Here is a 21,265-nt window from a genome sequence, read left to right on the forward strand (position 1 = left end):
ACCACCGTCTGCCACGAGAAGCCGGTCGTTCGACGTCGTCATCAGGGTTCGCGTCGGGGTGTGGCCGGGTCCACACCCCGACGCGTCCGGCGACCCGCACCGGTTCACCGCACGAGTCGCCATCCCTGATCGTCCTGCTCGACCAGACCTTTGAGGTCGAGCACAGCCAAGGCCGTGCGCACCACCGACACCGGCCGGCCCGACACGAACACGATCTCGTCGATCCCGAGTGCACCACGGGGCGGGAGCGCCTCGACCACTTGAAGCTGGTCGTCGGTGAGCCCATCGGTGGAGCGTGGCCGTCCCGGCGTCGGCACCCCACCACCGTCGGGGTGAACCAACCGGACGATGTCGTCGGCATCCTGGATGAGAACGGCATCGCCGTCGGCGATCATCGCGTGACACCCCAACGACGTCGCGGAGTTGATCGGCCCGGGCACCGCACCCAGGGGGCGGTTCAGTCGGCGTGCCCACGCGGCGGTGTTCAGCGCACCGGAGCGTCGTCCCGCCTCCACCACGACCACCGCCGACGCGAGTGCGGCGACCAGCCGGTTGCGGGCGAGGAACCGGTGTTTGGCCGCGGTCGTGCCGGGCGGGTATTCGGTGACCACCAGACCGGTGCGGGCGATGTCGGTGAGCAGCGTCGAATGCGCTGCCGGATAGTCGCGATCGATCCCGCACGCCAGTACCGCCACCGTCTCCCCGCGCCCGGCCAGTGCGGCACGATGTGCGGCGGCGTCAATGCCGAAGGCCGCCCCGGAGATCACCGTCCAGGAGTCGGTGACCAGGTCGCCGGTGAGCTCGGCGGCCACGTGATCGCCATATGTCGTCGATGCCCGGGCCCCCACCATCGCGACCGATGCCACCGACGCCGCGTCGAGCTGCCCCGGGCCGCGGACCCACAGTGCAAGGGGTTCACCTGCTTTGGCCGCCCTGGTTGCCTGCCGCAGGGGGAGCAGCGGCCATGCCGGCCATTCGTCGTCGTCCGGGGTGATCAGTCGTGCGCCGACGCCGTGGGCACGCTCGAGGTGAACCATCGTCACGTCGGCGCCGGCACGCGCTGCCGTCGGCTCGAGCACGCCGGTGTGCCCGTCGGGCACCGATCGTGCACGGATGGCGCGGGCGGCTTCCACCGGACCGAGTTCGGCAACCAGGTCACGGACCGGCCCACAGGGGGGCTCGGCGACCGCGGCGAGGTAGGCCCAGGCCCGCGCCTCGCGCTCGTCGGCGGCCGACGGCACCGGCCCGGTCATCGCAGCCCTCCCCGATCGCGGTACAGAAGAGCTTGTGCCACATCGGTTTCGGTGGGCGCGCCACGACCTTCGAGGTCGGCGATCGTCCACGCCACCCGCACCGCACGATCGGCACCGCGGGCGGTCAGGCGACCTTCCCGCATGCTCACCTCCAGCGGTCGCGTCACCGTGGGCGGCAGCGGGAAGTGTCGTTTGAGGTCTGCACCGCGCGCCTCGGCGTTGGTGCGCCAGCCGAACTCACGCCACCGTTCCACCGCCGCGTCCCGAGCACCGGTGACCCGCACGCGGATCGCGGCACTCGACTCACCGCTCGCCGTCGTCAGTGTCGCATTGCCGGGCGGATCCATCCGGACCCGGATGTCCACCCGATCCATCAACGGCCCCGACAGTTTCCCCAGGTAGCGGCGCCGTTCGACCGAGGAACAGACACAGGCGGTGTCCCGGGCAGGGGCACACGAACAGGGGTTGGCCGCCAGGATCAGCTGGAAACGGGCGGGATATTCGGCCACTCCGTCACGTCGCGGTACCTTGACCACCCCCTCTTCGAGGGGTTGTCTTAGCGAATCGAGAACCTTGGCACCCATTTCCGCGCATTCGTCGATGAACAACACCCCGCGATGGGCCAACGACACCGCTCCCGGGCGTGCCATTCCGGTACCACCGCCGAGCAGAGCCGTCGTCGACGCCGAATGGTGCGGGTCGATGAACGGCGGATCGGCCACCAACGGCGAACCCGGAGAGAGGATTCCGGCGATCGAATGCACCGCTGTCACCTCGAGGGACTCCTCGCGGTCGAGGGGTGGCAGGATTCCCGGCAGTCGCCGCGCGAGCATGGTCTTGCCGATCCCGGGAGGTCCGGTCATCAGCACGTGATGTGCTCCGGCGGCGGCGATCTCGAGGGCGTGGCGCGCCTCGGTCTGCCCGATGACATCGGCCATGTCCGGCACCAGCCGCGGTTCGGGCGCCGACGACTCACCGTCGACGGTGTCCAGCACGGTCTTTCCCTCCAACCACGCCACCACTTCTTTGAGGGTGTGCGCGCCACCGATCTCGATGTCGTCGATCAGGGTCGCCTCGGCGACCATCGAGATCGGCACCACCACACTGCGGAAACCCGCTGCACGCGCGGCGATCACCGCAGGCAGGATGCCCCGGACCGGGCGTAGGCTCCCGTCGAGCGCCAGCTCCCCCAGCAACACCGTCGACGACAACCTCACCGAGGTCACCTGCTCGGTGGCCACCAGGATCGCCACCGCCAACGACAGGTCATGTGCCGAACCTCGTTTCGGCAGTTCCGCCGGCGCCAGGTTGATGGTCACCTTCCCATCGGGAAACGAGTAGCCGGAGTTGACGATTGCCGCCCGCACCCGCTCACGACCCTCCCGCAATGCCGAATCGACCGTGCCACCGATGATCACGGCCGGCAGCCCCTGCCCCACATGCGCCTGCACCTCGATCACCTTCGCCTCGAAGGCGTTGAGCCCCACCGAGAACGTCCGGCCGAGCGGCGCGCGGGCCGTCGGCTCCTCGAGCTCACTCCACGATGTTGACATGGTGCCGCACCTGCGCCCGCTCACGATCAAACGGATGCGCCGGATCGAGTTGGATGGAGATGATGTCGAAACGGATCTGCGGCCAGTGCATTCCCTGCTGCGCCAACCACATCCCGGTCAACCTCCGCATCCGCCGGAACTTCTCCCGCGTCACCGCCGCCACCGGATCGGCGAACACCCGTGATGCCCGCGTCTTGACCTCCACCACCACGAGCCGACGCCCATCGGTGGCGATCAGATCCAACTCCCCGAACTTGTTGCGCCAGTTCCGTTCCACGACCGTCCACCCCAACCCCGTCACGAACTCGGCAGCCAGGTCCTCACCCAACCGCCCCACCTCCGCCCGGCGATTGGGCCGGTCCCCCACTGATTCCGCTGTCATGCAGCAAGAATCACTGACACCGACGACTCACGACGACGTTCGTCGACTGTCCCCACGAAATCTGTGGACCCATCCCGAACTGTGCACAACCGCACAGCTCAACACCATTTCGGTGATCGCATGTCCGCCCGGCCGCTACTTCCGCTTCGGGTTCCGCACGACGACCTCGAGCCCCCGGCACCGCTCTGAACTCCTTGCTGCAACCACGCGTCATGGACAATTCTGTGACGTGAAAGCACGAATTATGCGACGAGGTGCATGCGTGTGGATGGGGACGGAGGTCCGAACCGGGCCGTGCGAGGCAGTCCACCGAACAATCGGACATGCGAGCGACGTCGGGCTTCATCGAACGCCCCGGTGATTCCCCCGTCGCGGAACGGCGTTTCCGGGGAACCGACAGGGCCGATGGTCCCGGCGTGTGCGTCGGTGCCCAAAGCGCACGCGCACGGTATAACCAGCTCATGACGACAACCATCCTGCAGAATGCACGGCTGATAGATGGGACCGGCGCCGACCCGGTAGCTGACGCGGTCCTGGTGATCGACGACGGCAAGATCACCTACGCCGGATCTGCGGCGGGGGCACCGCAACCGGAGGACCCTGCCAAGGTGGTGACCGTCGACGTCGGTGGCAACACGATCTGCCCGGGCTTCTTCGACTGCCACGTCCACCTGTCGCTGCCGGGCACCAAGGGCTCCCCGATCATGTCCGCGATGGTGCCGCCGTCCTACCGCTACTTCGAGCTCATCGACCGGCTGAAAGCCACCATCGGCGCCGGTGTCACCACCGTTCGTGACCTCATGGGCATCGACGTCGGCGTGCGCGACGCGGTGGCCCACGGCTTGGTTGCCGGTCCCCGACTTCTGGTGGCCGACAAGATGTTCAGCCAGACCGGCGGCCACGCCGACTTCCACATCCCCTCCGGTATCGACGGCACCGGCCTGGTCGGCGGCCTGATCGTCGACAGTGTCGACGACGCCCGGCGCGAGGTCCGCAAGCTCCTGCGCGAGGGCGTCGACGTCATCAAGGTCGCCTCCAGCGGTGGCGTCACCTCGCCGAGCGACGACCCCGACTGGCTGGGCGCCCGCACCGAGATCGTCGCCGCACTGGTCGAGGAGGCCGACAACTACGGTGGCCGCAAGGTCGCCGCCCACGCCATCGGCCTCGCCGGAATCCGGGCGGCCGTCCAGGGCGGCGTGCACAGCGTCGAGCACGGCTACGCGCTCACCGACGAGCTGCGCACGGAGATGGTCGACCGCGGCCAGTTCCTGGTGCCGACCCTCATCGAGACCCTCAAGCCCGACACCGCGACCCCGCAGGCCGTCGCCAAGAGCACCAAGTGGCACGCGCTGGCCCACGAGTCCATCGCCGCCTCGGTCGCCGCCGGCATCAAGGTCGCCGTCGGCACCGACGCCGGTCTGGTGCCCGATCACGGTGCCACCCTGGGCGAGCTCGGGTGCTTGGTGAAGTTCGGCGGGATGACGCCGATGCAGGCGATCGTCGCCGGGACCAGCACCTCCGCCGAGCTGTGCGACGTCGCCGACAAGCTGGGCACGCTGGAGGCCGGCAAACTGGCCGACGTCGTCGTCGTCAAGGGTGATCCGCTGGCCGACATCGATTCACTCGCCGATCACGACAACATCCTGCTCGTCCTCAAGGAGGGCAAGACCGCGAGCAACCGCGGCGCCTACGCAGTCTGAACCTGCTGACGTAGCGCAGCCGGACCGACATCGAGGTCCTCTCCCGGATGGGAGGGGACCTCGCTCCTTCTCTGTGCGCCTGTGGCTCGGGAGCGACGCGGGATCACCGGCGAGTCCGGGAGACAACTGCGTCCGACGTGGTCGCGTACCGGCCTCGGGCGGCGGAGGTTTCGACACGCCTCGTCGCTCCGCTCCTCATCGGCTCAACCACCGAACAGCCGCCCGACAGCCCACAGCTCACCCTCGGCTCAACCACCGAACAGCCGCCCGACAGCCCACAGCTCACCCTCGGCTCAACCACCGAATCCGCACCCCGCCAACGAATTCGGGCGCCCGGCACGATGCCGGACGCCCGATCGGTGGTCACTCCCGAGGGATCAACCCCTTCAGGGTTCGTCGGGGAGTCGCAGTTCCGGCTTCTCGAGTTCCTCGATGTTGACGTCTTTGAACGTCAGCACCCGGACCTGCTTCACGAAGCGCGCGGGACGGTACATGTCCCACACCCAGGCGTCACTCATCCGCAGCTCGAAGTACACCTCGCCGTCGGAGTTCCGAGGGATCATCTCCACGGCGTTGGCAAGGTAGAAGCGGCGCTCTGTCTCGACCACGTATGTGAATTGGCCGACGATGTCCTTGTACTCCCGATACAGGGACAACTCCATCTCGGTTTCGTACTTCTCGAGATCCTCAGCGCTCATCCTGTAAGCCTATCGCGGGTGTTGTTGCTGCTGGTGGCGGTGCCACCCTGGGTGGAGGTCTGCCCGGGGCGGACCCGGGCAGCCACGTTTCGGTATGACATGCGGTGCTGCACCGACGGGCCGTGCTCGTCGAGGCGGGACATGTGCAGGGCCGTGCTGTAGCCCTTGTGGACGGCGAACTCGTAGCCCGGCAACTCGTCGTCCATCGCGACCATGATCCGGTCCCGCGTCACCTTGGCGATGATGCTCGCCGCGGCGATGCAGGCGGCCGCACCGTCCCCGCCGATCACCGGCAGTGAGGGCACGGTGAGTCCGGGCACGGCGAATCCGTCGGACAGTACGTACCCGGGGGTGACGACGAGGCCGGCGACGGCGCGTCGCATGCCCTCGATGTTGGCGACGTGGATGCCGATCCGGTCGATCTCGTCGGCACCGATCACCACCGCCGACCACGATTCGGCGTACCTGGTCACCGACCGGTACAGCTTCTCGCGGGCCGCCTCGGTGAGCTTCTTGGAGTCGTCGAGCTCGGCGAGCGAGGCCGGTTGTGTCGGCTTCAGGACGCACGCGGCCACGACGAGCGGTCCGGCACAGGCGCCACGGCCGGCCTCGTCGACGCCGGCCACCGGCCCCAGACCGCTGCGGTGCAAGGTGAACTCGTAGGTGCGTAGGCCGGCGGCCCGGCGTACCGGCAGGCGTGGTGGCCAGCGACTCATGGTCGGCCTCCCATCCTCTGCCGGTTCCCGATCCCCTGCCAGACCTCGATTCTGCGCCGAATCCCGTTCTGCGTCACGATCATCCCTGTCATTGCTGGGGATTGATCGCGGCGACACCACCCATCCGGGAGAAGGGGTAGATGACGAATCGGGTCTTGCCACGGATGTTGTCGATCGGCACGGTGCCGTCGTCGGTGATCACGCCGTTGCTGTCGGTGACGATGTGGTACCGCGAGTCCGACGAGCGGGTGCGGTTGTCACCCATCATGAAGGCGTGTCCCTCGGGCACCTTGATCGGCCCGAAGCTCTTGCCCAGGCACGGCGTCAGCTGACCTTCGGCGTTCACCGCGTCGGCGTCGGCGATGAGGTTCTCCGCCAGGTTCTGCCGCTGCAACGCCATGTCGACATACGGCTCGTGCAATGGCTTGCCATCGACCGTCACGCCGACGTTCTCGTTGTTGTCGCACTCGATGGTCTGACCGCCGACGGCCACGATCCGTTTGACGTAGTCGTTCTCGTCCGGCGGCGCGAACCCGAACCAGGACATGGCGTCCTGCAGACCGTGTACGACGGTGTTGCTCGATCGCGGCGAGACCCATGGGCCGCCCCACGAATCGGGCACCTTGAACACCACGACATCACCGGGTGTGGGATCGCCGAAGCGGTAGCTCAGCTTGTCCACGACGATGCGGTCGTTGGTGCAGCCGTCACATCCGATCAGCGTCGGTTCCATCGACTCGGAGGGGATGACGTATTGGCGCCCGATGAAGGTCTGCAGGATCCAGCTGATCAACAGCACGCACGCGACGATGATGATCGTCTCGCGCAGCAATGAACCCCGGCCGCCCTTGGGCTTGTCGTCTTTGGTCCGCCACGGACGCGAGGTCGGCTCCTCGGCGGAGCCGACCTCGTCGTCGGAACGGTGATCGTCTCTGCGGTCGTCGCCTGACCGGTTGGTGTCAGCCACGTCGTCAGAGTAGACGCGTCAGCGCTTTTCCTTGATCTTGGCGGCCTTGCCGCGCAGGTCGCGCAGGTAGTACAGCTTGGCGCGACGGACGTCGCCGCGGGTCAGCACGTCGACCTTGGCCAGGTTGGGGCTGTGCACCGGGAAGGTGCGCTCGACGCCGACGCCGAAGGACACCTTGCGGACGGTGAAGGTCTCGCGGACGCCACCGCCCTGGCGACGGATCACGACGCCCTTGAAGACCTGAACGCGCTCCTTGGAACCCTCGATGACCTTGACGTGGACGTCAAGGGTGTCGCCGGGGCCGAAGGCGGGGATGTCGTCGCGCAGCGACTGCTTGTCGAGAGAGTCCAGGGTGTTCATATGTCGTGGTCCTATTCTGGCTTGGCGTGAACAGAGGAACCTGGCGGCCCGGCGATGCCGGTCAGAAACTCCTGACCACCACATCTGGGGTTCGACCGGTTCATGCTCCGAGTCATGGCGTCATCCTGGGTGAGATGGCATGCGTTCACGCCGGCTCACCAGGCAACCCGACTATTGTGCCAGACCGACCCCTGCACGACGAAATCGCCACCGGCCACCGGCCACCGGACACACCGACATCACCTCGGCCGCGGCCAGCGCCGATCGTGCCGATGCCCGAGGCGGATTCGGCGAGGCGACGACGAGCGGCACGGCACCCACCGACCGCAGATGATCGACGATCGCGACCTCCGGTGCCCGACCGTCCGCGGCGAGGTCCTCGCCGGCCATCACCGTCAGTCCGGGCCGCAGATAGGGCGTGGGATCGCTGGTCCCGACGACGACCGTGCGGCGTCCGTCGGTGTCGGTTCCCAACCCGACGGCGACATCGATCCACATCGCGACCCGGCCGGACAGGCCTGCGTGTACCTGTCGGGCCCGCCGGGCCAGCCACTCCACCTCGGCGCGGGTGAGCGAGGTGTCGGGGTCGTCGGCGGTCTCCGTTCGCGACGGTCCACCACTCATACCGACCGGGTCCGCCCCCTGGGCCGTGTGGGCACCGAACACCCCAGCGGCCCCGAGCGCACCCAGACCACCGAGCGCACCCAGACCACCGAGCGGCAGCATCCCGGCGGTCGCGGCGGGCGCCGGTGACGTGTGCCCCGACGGTGTCTGCGCTCCGGGATCGGGGTCAGGGTCGGAGTGGTCGGGGTCGGCAGCGGTGGCCGCATCGTCGGCGTAGTCGTCTCCCGCAGCCGTCATCGCGAACCGGCCCGCGCTCGCCGCGAACACGCGCAGCGAGTCGTCGCCGAGCGTGGCGGCCACCTCACCCACGGCCTGATCCCTGGCCCACACCGCGGCGACGACGCCCATCCGGGCGCGGCCGGTGGTGACGACGTCGGCGTAGCGGTACAACGCACCCGCGGCCGCGGTGAGCGCGGCACTCGCCGCACCGGGCCCGGCCGCGTTCAGGCTCCGGGCCGACGCCCCGATCTCCTGCACCAGACGTCCCTCGCCGACGGCCAGGTGGTGGTGAAGCCGGTCGAGGTCGGCGGCGAGGCGGTCGACCCGCCCCGCCAGACCGGCGAGGGTCGTGGCGAGGCGGCGCAGATCGTCGGGGTCGGTGGTCGGCCAGTGCTCCCCTACCACGTGTCGGGTGAGGTCGGCGTCGCCGGCGGCGCCCTGGGCCGTCATCGGCCGTCCTGGACATCGGTGTCGATCCGGATCGCGGCCTCGGTGTCGGCGGTCTCCACCGCCATCACCGCCTGCGCGACGCGGTTCGCCTGTTGCGTGGCCAACTCGGCCGCAGTCCGCACCGCGTCTGCCGCGGCGTCGCCGAGCGGGCGTAGGCCGGCCCGGAACGCCTGGGCGCCGCGATCGGAGCCGAGGGTCGAATCGACCTCGGCGAGAAGAACTTCGAGGGCGGTACCGACTTCGGCCAGCCGGCCGGCGATGGCGTCGACGCCCTCGGCGAGCTGCAGCGCGGCATCGGGATCGATGCCCATCCGGTCGGCACCCATCCCCCCTGACGAGCCCATCAGGGCTCCTCGACGAGGACGTCGTAGCCCGGCGCGACCGCGGACAGGGCGGTGAGCACCTGGGCACGCCGCGCACGCAGCCGGGCGTCGGCGTCGTCGACGAGGTCGGTGATGAGCTGGGCGAGGACGGGCGCGCGATGACGACGCAGGGCCGCCGGTTCGATGGTGAGATCGGTGAGCTTGCCGCGGGCGTCGACGGTCACCGAGATCAGTTTGTCGGCGCTGACCGCGCGGGCGGTGAGATCGGCGAGAACGCGTTGGGCGTCGTCCAGTTCGGCTCGTTGTCGGGCGATCTCGTCGACGACGGCCGCCCAGTGTGGCCCCCGGCCTGTGACCATGCGCGCCTCCCCCTCGGATCCGCAATGCAGGTCGGTCGAGTGTAGCCCGCGATCAGCACCGCCACCGGGAGACGATCCACAGGTCAGGCGGGGGCGTCGGACTCCGGTTCGGGCAGCAGGTCGGGGCGACGGGCCCGGGTCCGCTCGAGTGACCGGTCGTGTCGCCACGCGGCGACCCTGGCGTGGTCACCGCTGAGCAGCACCGGCGGGACCGGGAGGTCGCGCCACACCTCGGGGCGGGTGTAACTGGGGCCCTCGAGCAGACCCTCGGAGAACGAATCCTCTTGGTGCGAGCGGGGATTGCCGAGCACACCGGGAATCAGTCGGACGGCGGCCTCGACCATGGCCAGGGTCGCGACCTCGCCACCGATCAGGACGAAATCACCGAGCGACACCTCCTCGACGCGCACACGCCGGGCGGCATCGTCGAACACGCGCTGATCGATCCCCTCGTAGCGTCCACACGCGAAGACGAGGTGTTTCTCGGCGGCCCACCGGTGTGCGGTGGCCTGCCGGAACGGGACACCGGCCGGAGTGGGCACCACCAGCAGGGCTTCGTCGGGGCACACGTCGTCCAGGCACGGGCCCCACACCTCGGGCTTCATCACCATGCCGGGTCCGCCGCCGTACGGCGAGTCGTCCACGCTGCGATGCACATCGTGCGTCCAGTCGCGGAGGTCGTGGACGCCGAACTCGAGGATCCCGCGGTCGATCGCCTTGCCCAGCAACGCGACCCGCATGGGTTCGAGGTACTCGGGGAAGATGGAGACGATGTCGATGCGCACGCCTCAGCGCTCCCCCGCCTCGTCGGCGGCGTCGGGGTCGATCAGTCCGACGGGCGGATCGATGACGATGCCGTCGCGGGTCACGGTCGGCACGATCTCCCGCACGAACGGCACGAGCACCTCACGGTTGTCGGGGGTGCGCACCGACAGCAGATCGTTGGCCGGCAGATGCAGGATCGACTCCAGCACGCCGACCGGGGTGCCGTCGACGTGGGTCACCGGCACGCCCTCGAGTTCATGGTCGTAGAACTCGTCGGGGTCGTCACCGGAGTCGACGTCGGTGGAATCCACCAGGAAAAGAGTGCCACGCAGCGCGTCGGCCGCCGACCGGTCGGCGATCTCCTTCAGCGACAGCAACAGCCGCCCGGCATGATCCCGGGCGGCTGTCACGGTGAAGGTTCGCTCGCCACCGCCGCGCGGCAGTCTGCCGCGCAGCGTGGCTCCGGTGGCGAACCGCTGCTGCGGTTCATCGGTGCGGACGTCGACGACGACCTCACCGCGGATGCCGTGGGACTTCACCACACGGCCCACCACGAGCTCCATGTGGCGTCGTCAGCGGTCGGTGTCGACGATGTCGACGCGCATGCCGCGGCCACCGATGCCACCCACGAGGGTGCGCAGGGCGGTGGCGGTGCGGCCGTTGCGGCCGATGACCTTGCCGAGGTCCTCCGGATTGACGTGGACCTCGACGAGGCGGCCACGGCGACCGGTGATCAGCTCGACACGCACGTCGTCGGGGTTGGCGACGATCCCGCGAACCAGGTGCTCGACGGCGTCGGCGACGACAGCACTCACGCCTGGGCCTTGTCACCCTCGGCGGCGGCCTCGTCCTTGTCACCCTCGGCGGCCTCGTCCTTCTTGGCGGCCTTCTTCTTCGGGGTGATCGCCTCGGCGACCGGCGCGCTGTCGGCAGCGGCCAGCGCGGCGTTGAACAGGTCCAGCTTGGACGGCTTCTCGGCAGCGGTCTTCAGGGTGCCCTCGGCGCCCGGCAGGCCCTTGAACTTCTGCCAGTCACCGGTGATCTTCAGGATGGCGGCGACCGGCTCGGTCGGCTGCGCGCCGACACCCAGCCAGTACTGCGCACGCTCGGAGTCGACCTCGATCAGCGAGGGCTCTTCCTTCGGGTGGTACTTGCCGATGGTCTCGATGACCCGGCCGTTGCGGCGGGTGCGCGAGTCGGCGACGACGATGCGGTACTGCGGGTTGCGGATCTTGCCGAGCCGCGTGAGCTTGATCTTGACAGACATGTCTTCTCAACTTTCAGTGGTCACTGCGCAATTCGGACGACCCGACGGAGGTGTCGGGCCCGGTTTTGCGATCTATCCGGGTGTGACCGTCGGTCGGTACGTGACCGGCTCCGACGAACCAGCAGTCAATTCTGCCAGATGAGACCCCGGAGACCGAAATCGCGACGTCGCACGGCGACCGCAGGGGCGACGGGGAAGGCCCCGAAGCGGGAGCGGCATGTGGTTACCCACCCCGCGAGAGGTAACCACATGCCTGCGCGCTCGACCCGATGATCTGGTCGCGGATGCGGGCCGTTCGCTCCCCCTCACGGCCTCGGCGATCACGCTCCCACCCGCCCGTTCCAGGCGGGGAATCATGCGACGCACGTCAGACCCTACCGAAGAGTAATAAAACTGACCAACGCCCGTTGGGTGATGTGGCTCACAAACCACGTGGGATCGGCTCGCATTTCGCCAGGAACGGACAGAGCGGACATCGACGTGTGTGCGCACTGTGCTCACGCGCCACACCCGCCCCAGGCGGCGGCGAGATCGAAACCGGCAGGCGCGCCGCCGGGTCCGGGACCGACAGGTCCGCGACCGACAGGTCCAGGACCGCCGGTTCTCAGATCGACAGGCCGGAGCAGACGATCTCCGACGGGTACCGCAGCACCCCGGGATCGACGGTCGGGTCGGTGTCGAACACCAGGAAGTCCGCGGGGTCGCCGTCGGCGAGGGTGCCGGCGTCGAGCCATTGCCGCGGCGCGGTACTCGCCGCGGCGATCGCCTCCCGGGTGGACATCCCGATGCCGGTGAGTGCGTCGATCTCGTCGACGATGCGTCCGTGCTCGACAAAGCCACCCGCGTCGGTGCCCGCGTAGATGGCCACCCCGGCCTCGCGAGCCGCCGAGAACGTCTGCGCCGCACGGGCATGCAGTGACCGCATGTTGGCCGCGTAGGTCGGGAACCGGTCTGCGCCGTCGGCGATCCCGGGAAAGTTCTCCACCTGGATCATGGTGGGCACCAACGCGATCGAACGCTCGACAAGGGCATCGATGTGGTCGGTGGTGAGACCGGTGCCGTGCTCGATGCAGTCGACTCCGGCCTCGATCAGGTCGCCGAGGGCGTCCGTGCCGAAGACGTGGGCGGTGATCCGCGCTCCCCCAGCATGGGCGGCGGCCACCGCGGCCTCGAGCTGTCCGCGATCCCACAGCGGGGCGAGGTCACCCACCTCGCGGTCGATCCAGTCGCCGACGATCTTGACCCAGCCGTCGCCGTCGGCGGCCTGGCGGGCCACCTCGGCGCCCAGCTCGTCGGGATCGTCGAGGTCCACGCCGTAGTCACGCAGATATCGTTTCGGCCGCGCGATGTGCTTGCCCGAGCGGATGAACCGCGGACAGGTCGGGTCGCCGTCGAGCGGATGGGTGTCCAAGGGCGACCCCACCTCGCGGATCAGCAGGGTGCCGGCACGCACGTCGGCGCGGGCGAACTCGCGTGCCCGGTCGATCGTCACCCCCAGGCCGGGGGCGATCCCGACGTGATTGTGGGCGTCGACGAACCCGGGCAGGATCCAGACACCGTCGGCGACGGTCTCCGCCCCGGCGACCGGGGTACGGCTGATCACCTCGCCGGTGACCCACAGCTCGACGGCCTCGTCGGTCAGCGGGTCCCGGCCACGGTAATGCCGCACGGTGGCGTCCGCACCCGTGTCTGCCACGGCTACTTCTTCTTGGGCTGCTGGAACTGGGAGACGTCGATGCCCTCGAGTCCGGGCGGCAACTGGTCGAGCCCCGGCGGCATCGCCGACAGATCCGGGAATCCGGCGGGCATCCCACCGGGCATGCCCGGGAATCCGCCCCGCACCTTCGGCGGTGTCGGACCACGTCCCTTTCCCTTGCCCTTGCGGCCCTTGCCCTTGTTCTTGCGGTTGGACTTGCGGCCCGGGCCGAGTCCCATCCGGCCGGACATCTGCGCCATCATCTTGCGGGCCTCGAAGAACCGGTCGACGAGCTGATTGACCTCGCTGACCGTCACACCGGATCCGTTGGCGATGCGCAGGCGGCGGGAGGCGTTGATGATCTTCGGGTTCTCGCGCTCGGCCGGGGTCATGCCGCGGATGATCGCCTGCACCCGATCGAGTTGCTTGTCGTCGACCTGCGACAGCGCGTCCTTCATCTGGCCTGCGCCGGGCAGCATGCCGAGGATGTTGCCGATCGGCCCCATCCGCCGGATCATCAGCATCTGCTCGAGGAAGTCCTCGAGGGTCAGCTCGCCCTGGCTGATCTTGGCGGCGGCCTCTTCGGCCTGCTGCGCGTCCCAGTGCTGCTCGGCCTGTTCGATCAGACTGAGGACGTCGCCCATGCCGAGGATGCGGCTGGCCATGCGGTCGGGGTGGAAGACGTCGAAGTCCTCGAGCTTCTCACCCGACGAGGCGAACATGATGGGCCTGCCGGTCACCTCACGGACCGACAGCGCCGCGCCACCGCGGGCGTCACCGTCGAGCTTGGTGAGGACCACACCGGTGAAGTCGACGCCTTCGGCGAAGGCCTCGGCGGTGGTGACCGCGTCCTGACCGATCATCGCGTCGACGACGAACAGGACCTCGTCCGGGGTGGTGGCCGCACGGATGTCGGCGGCCTGCTTCATCAGTTCCGCGTCGATGCCGAGGCGGCCCGCGGTGTCGATCACGACGACGTCGTAGTGCTTGGCGCGGGCTTCGTCGACACCGGCGGTGGCCACGGCCACCGGATCGGCTGCCGACACCCCGAGCGGGTTGGTTCCGGTGGGCGCCCCTTCACCGGTGACCGAGGTACCCGGATGCGGCGCGTAGACGGGGACGTCGGCGCGCTGGCCGACGATCTGGAGCTGCGAGACCGCACCCGGGCGCTGGAGGTCACAGGCCACCAGCAGCGGGGTGTGGCCCTGCTTCTTGAGCCAGGCGCCGAGCTTGCCGGCCAGAGTCGTCTTACCCGCACCCTGCAGGCCGGCGAGCATGATCACCGTCGGCGGGGTCTTGGCGAAGGTCACCCGGCGGGTCTCACCACCGAGGATGCCGATGAGTTCGTCGTTGACGATCTTGACGACCTGCTGCGCCGGGTTCAGCGCACCGGAGACCTCGGCGCCCTTGGCACGTTCCTTGATCCGCGCGATGAAGGACCGCACCACCGGCAGGGAGACGTCGGCCTCGAGCAGGGCCAGGCGGATCTCGCGACAGGTCCGGTCGATGTCGGCGTCGGAGAGCCTGCCCTTGCCGCGCAGGTCGGAGAGCGCACCGGTCAACCGGTCGGAGAGGGAATCGAACATTCTCCCATCCTCGCATGTCGGCCGGACCCGACGCCCGCCCGGCCGGACGATGTCCTCCTCGATGAGGTGACGACATCGCCGACCGGCGGCGTCGGCGTCCGGGTCAGCTGATCGGCACCCCGGACCGGCCGGTGCCGCCGAAGCTGGCCGGACCGTTGCCGTCGTCCTCGTCGTCGGTGGGTGGCCGCGGCACCGGGCACACCGCGACGATCTTCTCGGCCAACGACTCCCGGGCCACCGGGGTGTCGTCGGCCAGCACCAGGCAGAAGGTGTCGACGACGGTGCCGCCGAGCGTGGTGACCCTGGCCCAACGGACCCGGGCACCGGCCTTCTCCATCACATCGCTGACCCGGCTGAGCAGGCCCAGCCGGTCGTCGGTGCGCAACTCCATCAGCACCTCGCCGGCCGCAGGCGCGTCGGTCCACAGCACCTTGGGTGGTGCCACCGCGAAGAGGGCCGGAACCGCGTTGGCGGCCACGGCCTCCGGGTCGTCGGGCTGTTTGCCCGAGGTGGACGCGCCCGGCGAGCTCGTGACGGTACCGATGGTCGGGACCGGAGAGTCCTTCTCCCGCTTGTCGAGTCGCTCGAGCACCTTGACCTTGCCCTCGACCGCGGCGATCAACTGCTGCCGCAGCAGCCCCGCCTCCGGCGGATCACCGAATGCGGGGACCACGACGAAGCGGTTGACCGCCCTGCCGCGATGGTGTGCCACATTCGCCGAGTGCGATCGCAACCCGTTGAGCGCCAGCACACCCGACATCTTCGACAGCAGTCCCGGACGATCCGGGGCCACCATGATCACCGAGTAGGTGTGGATGCCGTCGGCCGGTGAGAGCCGCACCGCGAAGTCGCCGGACTCGGCGACCTGGATCATCTCGTCGGTCAGCGGTTCGGGTGCGACGAGCTCACCACCGTCGAGCAGACGCGTGGCCCGCCGCACCAGATCGGTGATCAGCGAGGCCTTCCAGTCCCCCCACACGCCCGGTCCGGTGGCTCGCGAATCCGCCTCGGCCAGCGCCGCGAGCAGTTCGAGCAGGACCCGCTTGTGCCGGAGGGTCTCCACCACCTCCTCGGCCGTGGCCGGGTCGTCGAGGTCACGCCGGGTGGCGATGGTCGGCAACAACAGGTGATGGCGCACCATCTCCGACAGGATCGCCACGTCCTCCGGCCACAGACCGATCCGGTTGCCCACCTGGACCGCCAACTCGGCGCCGACCATGCTGTGGTCGGCGCCCCGCCCCTTGCCCAGATCATGGATCAGGGCTCCGAGCAGCAGCAGATCCGGGCGCGAGACCCGGGTGGTCATCGACCCCGCGTAGGCGGCGGTCTCCACCAGGTGCCGGTCGACCGTCCAGGTGTGGATGGCATCACGCGGCGGAAGGTCGCGGACCGCACCCCATTCCGGAAGCAGGCGGCCCCACAGTCCGGTGCGGTCGAGTGCCTCGATCGGCGCCACCATGTGCTGCCCGGAACCCAGCAGCACCAGCAGGTCGCTGAGGGCCTCCGACGGCCAGGGCTCACGCAGTTCCGGCGCATAGTCGGCCAGCCGGGACAACGTGGAGGCACTGATCGGGAGTCCGGTACGCGCCGACGACGACGCGACACGCAGGATCAGCCCCGGGTCCTTGCTCGGGATGGCGTTGCGCGCCAACACGATCTCACCGTTGTGCTCCACCACGCCCTCGTCGAGCGGACGCCGGATGGGCGATCGCCGGAGCTTGGCCAGGCCGCGCCGCGGTAGGGCGTTGCCCGCCGTGCGCAACCCGACGTCGGTGGAGTACCCGATCGTGCGTGCCGCGTCACTGATCACGCGGGCGAGGTCGAACCGGTCCCCGATACCCAGAGCCGCACCGATCTCGTCGGCGTCCTGGGCCCGGACCTGTTCGCGTGCGCGACCGGCGATCCGGTGCAGTTCGGTACGGATGTCCAGCAATCGCTGGTAGGCAACCTGCGGTCCGGCGTTGGGGCTGTCCGGACGCAGATTGGCCATGCCGTCGGTCAGCTGGGCGATCGCCAGCGCACCGAGCAACTGCACATCACGCAACCCGCCGCGCCCGTTCTTCAGGTCGGGTTCGGCACGGTGGGCGATGTCGCCGCTGCGGCGCCACCGATCCCGCGCATGATCGACCACGGCAGGAAACCGGTTACGGATGTCGGTGCGCCACTGCTGACGCACACCACCGATCAACAGGGACGAGAGATCCTCGTCACCGGCGATGTGCCGCGCCTCGAGCAGACCGAGTGCCGCGGTGACGTCGTCACCGGCCACCTGCAACGCCTGCGGCACCGTACGGACACTGTGATCGAGCGGGATGTTGGCGTCCCACAACGGGTACCAGAGTCCGTCGGCCACCTCCGACACCCGTTCCGGGGGCAGGTCCTCGTGCAGGAGGATCAGATCCAGGTCCGAGTGTGGGAGCAGTTCTCCGCGGCCGAGTCCCCCGACCGCGACGATGGCCATCCCGCTGCCGGGCTTGATCCCGAGTTCGGCACCCTTGCTGGTCAACCAGAACTCGTGCAGATCCACCAGGACCTGACGCAGACCGGCCGCGTCCAGACGGTTGGGGCCGGCGGCATCGGTCAGTTGTCGACGTGTCTTGGCGAGATCGGTTGCGGCAACGGAGATGTTGGGCTGGGAAGAACGCGGCCCCGCGCCCGACTCGTCGTCGGGGGCGGGGCCGTGTCCTGTGCTCACGAAGGGCATCGGCCCTCGTCAGAGTGCGTCGGCGCCGCGCTCACCAGTGCGAACGCGAACCACGGATTCGACCGGTGAGACCCAGACCTTGCCATCACCGATCTTGCCGGTGCGGGCGGCCTCGACGATGACGTCGACGACCTTGTCCACCGCCGCGTCGTCCACGACGACCTCGACACGGACCTTGGGGACGAAGTCCACCGAGTACTCCGCGCCACGGTAGACCTCGGTGTGGCCCTTCTGGCGACCGTAACCCTGCACCTCACTGACGGTCATGCCCAGGATTCCGGCCTGTTCCAGCCCGGCCTTGACGTCCTCCAGTGTGAACGGCTTCACGATTGCGGTGATCAGCTTCATGAGTTATCCCTCTCCACGGGTATCAAGCGTAGTGGTCAACGATGCGCGAGTCAGGCCAACTCGTACGCGGTCTCGGCGTGTTCTGCCTCGTCGATGCCGCTCTTCTCCTCGTCGGCGTCGACACGCCAGCCCAGCGGCTTGAGGATGAGGGCGATGATCGCGGTCAGGACACCGGTGAACGCGAGGGCGAACAAGGCGATCACGATCTGCACGACCACCTGCTTGTAGTCACCGCCCCAGAACAGGCCGGTGCCCTGCGCCAGCAGACCGACGCCGATGGTGCCCCAGAGGCCCGCGACGAGGTGCACACCGACGACGTCGAGGGAGTCGTCATACCCGAACTTGTTCTTCAGACCGATGGCGAGTGCGGCCAGCACACCGGCGATCACACCGAGGATCAGCGATCCGACCGGGGTCAGGGCGCCACAGGCAGGGGTGATGGCGACCAGGCCGGCGACGATACCCGAGGCGGCACCCACGCTGGTGGCGTGCTTGTCGCGAATCCATTCGACGGCGAGCCAGCCGACGATCGCGGCGGCGGTGGCGGCCGTGGTGTTCAGCCACACCTTGCCCGCGGTGAGGTCGGCGGCGAGCTCCGAACCGACGTTGAAGCCGAACCAGCCGAACCACAGCAGTGCGGCACCGAGCATGACGAACGGGATGTTGTGCGGACGGTAGGCGGTCTTGCCGAAGCCGACGCGCGCGCCGACGACCAGGGCCAGGACCAGGCCTGCCATACCGGCGTTGATGTGGACCACGGTGCCACCGGCGAAGTCGATCGGAGCGACGTTGGCCGCACCGTCGGTGGTGCCGAACATCCAAGCGGCGAAGCCGTCTTCGCCACCGCCCATGATGCCGCCGCCACCGACGAGGCCGCCCCACACCATATGGGCGAGCGGGAAGTACACGATGGTGGCCCACAGCACGGTGAAGACCAGCCAGGTGGAGAACTTCACACGCTCGGCGACCGCACCCGAGATCAGGGCGACGGTGATCACCGCGAACGTCAGCTGGAAGCCGAGGAACACGACCGCCGGGATCGACAGGCCCGCGGTGACGACCGCTTCCTTGCCGTCGATCGTCGCGGTGTTCATCAGCTGATCCGAGCCGAACAGCGCGAACGGGTTGGCGAAGATTCCGCCGATGTCGCTGTTACCGGTGATGCCGTCGCTGAACGACATCGAGAAACCCCACAGGACGTAGATGACGCTGACGGTGGCGAGTGCCCCGAACGACATCATCATCATGTTGAGGACCGACTTGCCCCGCGACAGGCCGCCATAGAAGAAAGCCAGACCGGGAGTCATCAGCAACACCAGTGCAGCCGCGGTGATGACCCACGCCGTGTCGCCTGTGTCGAACTCTCCGAATACGCTTTCCGGCAGTGCAGAAACCACTGTAAGAAACCTCCCTAAGCCGCGCCGACGGCTCGGCGCCTTCAAAGAGACTGTCGCCACCTGGTTTCAGCAGTGGTGCCCTGACGTTTCGTGCATGTGAACCGGTGGCCGGTTTGTATTGCGGCCACGTAACCTCCCAGGTCGGACTTCAGCGTCCTCTCAGGAGTACAGGTCACAGGAGAGCGTCGACGAAGGCCTCGGGCTCGAATGGGGCGAGGTCATCGGCACCCTCGCCGAGGCCCACCAGCTTCACCGGAACGCCCAGTTCCTCCTGGACGTGGAAGACGATGCCGCCCTTGGCGGTACCGTCCAGCTTGGTCAGCACGACGCCGGTGATGTCGACCACCTCGGCGAACACACGGGCCTGGGTGAGGCCGTTCTGGCCCACCGTGGAGTCCAGTACCAGCAGCACCTCGTCGACCGGTGCCTTCTTCTCCACGACGCGCTTGACCTTGCCCAGCTCGTCCATCAGGCCGGTCTTGGTGTGCAGGCGTCCGGCGGTGTCGATCATCACCACATCCACGCCGTCCTCGATGCCCTTGGCGACCGCGTCGAAGGCCACCGACGCCGGATCGGCCTGTTCCTTGCCACGCACGATGCCGGCGCCCACACGCTCACCCCAGGTCTGCAGCTGATCGGCCGCGGCGGCACGGAAGGTGTCGGCGGCGCCCAGCAGCACCCGACGGCCGTCGGCCACGAGGACTCGGGCGAGCTTTCCGGTGGTGGTGGTCTTGCCGGTGCCGTTCACGCCGACCACGAGCACCACCGCCGGGGCACCCGCATGTGGCAGCGCGCGCACCGCGCGATCCATCTCCGGGTGGAGCTGATCGACCAGGACACGCTTGAGCAGGGCTCGGGCCTCGTCGGCGTTGCGGACGGGGGTCGTCGCCAGTTCGGTGCGCAGACGCTCGACGACAGCAGTGGTGGCGGTGGACCCGAGATCGGCCATCACCAGGGTGTCCTCGATCTCCTCCCAGCTGTCCTCGTCGAGGTCACCGGCACCGAGGAGGCCGAGCATCGACTTGCCGATCGCACCCTGCGACCGCGACAGCCGGCCGCGCAGGCGCCCCAGGCGGCCGGCGGTCGGTGCGATCTCCTCGCGCGGCGGGGTGACCGCGGCCTCCGCGGCATCGGCCGGGGCGGTGATCTCCGGCTCCGGGGCCGGGGCCTCGGTCGGGGTGGGCGCGCCGGGGTGTGCGACCTGGGTCTCGGCCGTTTCTGACTGGGCGGGCCGGGCGGCCTCGGCCTGCGATGTCGGGGGCTCGACGACCGGGGACTCGGTGTCCTCGACCTCGGCGGGCGTCGCCTCGGTCTCTGGTGCCGCCTCGGGTGCAGCGGACGGGGTTGCAGCGGCCTCGGGTGCTGCGGACTCGGGTGCTGCGGACTCGGGTGCTGCGGTGTCGGGTCGGTCGTCGAGCTCGGGCAGGCCGACCTCGGTCACCGGGCGCTGCGCCGAATCGCGCGGCACCGATGCGTCGTCACCGACCGCGGGCTGCCCGTCGGTCTCGGTGCGCTCGACGGGCGGCCGCACGGGCTCCGGCGGCGGGGCCACCGTGGTGCCACCGCCCTGGCTGAAGGTGAACCCCGATCCCGCCTTGTAGCCACCGGATCTGTCGACCTGCGGAGTGCTGCCGTCGGTCACCTGGACGTCGGGGGTGGTGTCCTTCAGCGAGATCTGCCGCCGGCGGCGCAGCACGACCCCCAGCGCGAGCAGCGCCAGGATCACGACGACGGCCACGACGATGCCGATGATGACTTCGGTGTTCACTCTGCTTGTCCTGTTCTCGCCGGCCGGTCCGCGTGATGCGGGCCCGCAGCGTTTTCAGAGGAGTTCTGGGTTCTCAGAGATGGTCTGGGTTCTCAGAGATTGTCTGGGGTCTGAAGAGGATTGTGACTGC

21 protein-coding genes are annotated in these 21,265 nt (G+C 68.9%); 1 reads left to right on the forward strand and 20 read right to left on the reverse strand.

Going from position 1 to position 21,265, the window contains the following annotated elements:
• Window positions 1–104: 104 nt before the first annotated feature.
• The 3 genes from dprA to ACWDUA_RS10420 are packed head-to-tail and all read right to left on the reverse strand — an operon-like array spanning window position 105 to window position 3,188.
• The gene (dprA, locus tag ACWDUA_RS10410; RefSeq protein WP_449750948.1) at window positions 105–1,253 is read right to left on the reverse strand and encodes a DNA-processing protein DprA; all 1,149 of its coding nucleotides are present in this window, start codon (window positions 1,251–1,253) and stop codon (window positions 105–107) included.
• Window positions 1,250–2,806, reverse strand: coding sequence for a YifB family Mg chelatase-like AAA ATPase (locus ACWDUA_RS10415; RefSeq protein WP_449750949.1), 1,557 nt, complete (start codon window positions 2,804–2,806; stop codon window positions 1,250–1,252). The genes dprA and ACWDUA_RS10415 overlap by 4 nt, the downstream gene beginning before the upstream one ends.
• A complete protein-coding gene (locus tag ACWDUA_RS10420; RefSeq protein WP_449750950.1) occupies window positions 2,787–3,188 on the reverse strand; it encodes a YraN family protein in 402 nt (133 codons plus the stop codon). The genes ACWDUA_RS10415 and ACWDUA_RS10420 overlap by 20 nt, the downstream gene beginning before the upstream one ends.
• A gap of 461 nt (window positions 3,189–3,649) precedes the next feature.
• Between ACWDUA_RS10420 and ACWDUA_RS10425 the strand changes: the two genes are divergently transcribed.
• A complete protein-coding gene (locus tag ACWDUA_RS10425) occupies window positions 3,650–4,888 on the forward strand; it encodes an amidohydrolase family protein (RefSeq protein WP_449750951.1) in 1,239 nt (412 codons plus the stop codon).
• 386 nt (window positions 4,889–5,274) lie between these two features.
• On the opposite strand, the gene ACWDUA_RS10430 is transcribed toward ACWDUA_RS10425, so the two are convergent.
• From ACWDUA_RS10430 to ftsY, 17 genes are all read right to left on the reverse strand, one after another.
• Window positions 5,275–5,586, reverse strand: coding sequence for a DUF2469 domain-containing protein (locus tag ACWDUA_RS10430; protein WP_059035094.1), 312 nt, complete (start codon window positions 5,584–5,586; stop codon window positions 5,275–5,277).
• The gene (locus ACWDUA_RS10435; RefSeq protein WP_449750952.1) at window positions 5,583–6,302 is read right to left on the reverse strand and encodes a ribonuclease HII; all 720 of its coding nucleotides are present in this window, start codon (window positions 6,300–6,302) and stop codon (window positions 5,583–5,585) included. The genes ACWDUA_RS10430 and ACWDUA_RS10435 overlap by 4 nt, the downstream gene beginning before the upstream one ends.
• Before the next feature lie 88 nt (window positions 6,303–6,390).
• The gene (gene lepB / locus ACWDUA_RS10440; RefSeq protein WP_449750953.1) at window positions 6,391–7,269 is read right to left on the reverse strand and encodes a signal peptidase I; all 879 of its coding nucleotides are present in this window, start codon (window positions 7,267–7,269) and stop codon (window positions 6,391–6,393) included.
• Between the two features lie 18 nt (window positions 7,270–7,287).
• On the reverse strand, window positions 7,288–7,629 hold the full coding sequence (gene rplS / locus ACWDUA_RS10445) for a 50S ribosomal protein L19 (RefSeq protein WP_449750954.1): 342 nt from the start codon (window positions 7,627–7,629) through the stop codon (window positions 7,288–7,290).
• 171 nt (window positions 7,630–7,800) lie between these two features.
• Window positions 7,801–8,922 (reverse strand): hypothetical protein, encoded by a 1,122-nt coding sequence (locus tag ACWDUA_RS10450; protein WP_449750955.1) that lies wholly within the window; start codon window positions 8,920–8,922, stop codon window positions 7,801–7,803.
• The gene (locus ACWDUA_RS10455) at window positions 8,919–9,266 is read right to left on the reverse strand and encodes a hypothetical protein (protein ID WP_449750956.1); all 348 of its coding nucleotides are present in this window, start codon (window positions 9,264–9,266) and stop codon (window positions 8,919–8,921) included. Before ACWDUA_RS10455 ends, ACWDUA_RS10450 begins: the two co-directional genes overlap by 4 nt.
• Window positions 9,266–9,604, reverse strand: a complete 339-nt coding sequence (locus ACWDUA_RS10460; RefSeq protein WP_449750957.1) for a YbaB/EbfC family nucleoid-associated protein — start codon at window positions 9,602–9,604, stop codon at window positions 9,266–9,268. Before ACWDUA_RS10460 ends, ACWDUA_RS10455 begins: the two co-directional genes overlap by 1 nt.
• Before the next feature lie 83 nt (window positions 9,605–9,687).
• Entirely contained in the window at window positions 9,688–10,389 is a 702-nt protein-coding gene (trmD, locus tag ACWDUA_RS10465) for a tRNA (guanosine(37)-N1)-methyltransferase TrmD (RefSeq protein WP_449750958.1), read from the reverse strand.
• 3 nt (window positions 10,390–10,392) lie between these two features.
• Window positions 10,393–10,932, reverse strand: a complete 540-nt coding sequence (gene rimM, locus ACWDUA_RS10470) for a ribosome maturation factor RimM (protein WP_449750959.1) — start codon at window positions 10,930–10,932, stop codon at window positions 10,393–10,395.
• A gap of 9 nt (window positions 10,933–10,941) precedes the next feature.
• On the reverse strand, window positions 10,942–11,184 hold the full coding sequence (locus ACWDUA_RS10475; RefSeq protein ID WP_020793386.1) for an RNA-binding protein: 243 nt from the start codon (window positions 11,182–11,184) through the stop codon (window positions 10,942–10,944).
• Window positions 11,181–11,636 (reverse strand): 30S ribosomal protein S16, encoded by a 456-nt coding sequence (gene rpsP, locus ACWDUA_RS10480; protein ID WP_449750960.1) that lies wholly within the window; start codon window positions 11,634–11,636, stop codon window positions 11,181–11,183. Before rpsP ends, ACWDUA_RS10475 begins: the two co-directional genes overlap by 4 nt.
• Before the next feature lie 604 nt (window positions 11,637–12,240).
• Window positions 12,241–13,332 carry an amidohydrolase family protein gene (locus ACWDUA_RS10485; protein WP_449750961.1) on the reverse strand — a complete coding sequence of 364 codons (1,092 nt, stop codon included), beginning with the start codon at window positions 13,330–13,332 and terminating at the stop codon, window positions 12,241–12,243.
• 2 nt (window positions 13,333–13,334) lie between these two features.
• On the reverse strand, window positions 13,335–14,918 hold the full coding sequence (gene ffh / locus ACWDUA_RS10490) for a signal recognition particle protein (RefSeq protein WP_449750962.1): 1,584 nt from the start codon (window positions 14,916–14,918) through the stop codon (window positions 13,335–13,337).
• A gap of 103 nt (window positions 14,919–15,021) precedes the next feature.
• A complete protein-coding gene (locus ACWDUA_RS10495; protein ID WP_449750963.1) occupies window positions 15,022–17,622 on the reverse strand; it encodes a [protein-PII] uridylyltransferase in 2,601 nt (866 codons plus the stop codon).
• Window positions 17,623–17,631: 9 nt separating this feature from the next.
• Window positions 17,632–17,970 (reverse strand): P-II family nitrogen regulator, encoded by a 339-nt coding sequence (locus ACWDUA_RS10500; RefSeq protein ID WP_005176661.1) that lies wholly within the window; start codon window positions 17,968–17,970, stop codon window positions 17,632–17,634.
• A gap of 50 nt (window positions 17,971–18,020) precedes the next feature.
• Window positions 18,021–19,367 carry an ammonium transporter gene (locus tag ACWDUA_RS10505; protein WP_449750964.1) on the reverse strand — a complete coding sequence of 449 codons (1,347 nt, stop codon included), beginning with the start codon at window positions 19,365–19,367 and terminating at the stop codon, window positions 18,021–18,023.
• 172 nt (window positions 19,368–19,539) lie between these two features.
• Window positions 19,540–21,135 (reverse strand): signal recognition particle-docking protein FtsY, encoded by a 1,596-nt coding sequence (ftsY, locus tag ACWDUA_RS10510; protein WP_449750965.1) that lies wholly within the window; start codon window positions 21,133–21,135, stop codon window positions 19,540–19,542.
• Window positions 21,136–21,265 lie beyond the last annotated feature (130 nt).

The sequence above is a fragment of the Gordonia sp. NPDC003376 genome, from assembly GCF_053589235.1.

Excerpts from the sequence above, each read along its gene's own strand:
- rplS (WP_449750954.1), bottom strand. The coding sequence starts at position 7,629 with ATGAACACCCTGGACTCTCTCGACAAGCAGTCGCTGCGCGACGACATC.
- ACWDUA_RS10430 (WP_059035094.1), bottom strand. The coding sequence starts at position 5,586 with ATGAGCGCTGAGGATCTCGAGAAGTACGAAACCGAGATGGAGTTGTCC.
- ACWDUA_RS10420 (WP_449750950.1), bottom strand. The coding sequence starts at position 3,188 with ATGACAGCGGAATCAGTGGGGGACCGGCCCAATCGCCGGGCGGAGGTG.
- ACWDUA_RS10450 (WP_449750955.1), bottom strand. The coding sequence starts at position 8,922 with ATGACGGCCCAGGGCGCCGCCGGCGACGCCGACCTCACCCGACACGTG.
- rimM (WP_449750959.1), bottom strand. The coding sequence starts at position 10,932 with ATGGAGCTCGTGGTGGGCCGTGTGGTGAAGTCCCACGGCATCCGCGGT.
- ffh (WP_449750962.1), bottom strand. The coding sequence starts at position 14,918 with ATGTTCGATTCCCTCTCCGACCGGTTGACCGGTGCGCTCTCCGACCTG.
- ACWDUA_RS10495 (WP_449750963.1), bottom strand. The coding sequence starts at position 17,622 with ATGCCCTTCGTGAGCACAGGACACGGCCCCGCCCCCGACGACGAGTCG.
- ACWDUA_RS10455 (WP_449750956.1), bottom strand. The coding sequence starts at position 9,266 with ATGGGCTCGTCAGGGGGGATGGGTGCCGACCGGATGGGCATCGATCCC.
- rpsP (WP_449750960.1), bottom strand. The coding sequence starts at position 11,636 with ATGTCTGTCAAGATCAAGCTCACGCGGCTCGGCAAGATCCGCAACCCG.
- ACWDUA_RS10435 (WP_449750952.1), bottom strand. The coding sequence starts at position 6,302 with ATGAGTCGCTGGCCACCACGCCTGCCGGTACGCCGGGCCGCCGGCCTA.
- ACWDUA_RS10460 (WP_449750957.1), bottom strand. The coding sequence starts at position 9,604 with ATGGTCACAGGCCGGGGGCCACACTGGGCGGCCGTCGTCGACGAGATC.
- ACWDUA_RS10425 (WP_449750951.1), top strand. The coding sequence starts at position 3,650 with ATGACGACAACCATCCTGCAGAATGCACGGCTGATAGATGGGACCGGC.
- ACWDUA_RS10415 (WP_449750949.1), bottom strand. The coding sequence starts at position 2,806 with ATGTCAACATCGTGGAGTGAGCTCGAGGAGCCGACGGCCCGCGCGCCG.
- dprA (WP_449750948.1), bottom strand. The coding sequence starts at position 1,253 with ATGACCGGGCCGGTGCCGTCGGCCGCCGACGAGCGCGAGGCGCGGGCC.
- ACWDUA_RS10500 (WP_005176661.1), bottom strand. The coding sequence starts at position 17,970 with ATGAAGCTGATCACCGCAATCGTGAAGCCGTTCACACTGGAGGACGTC.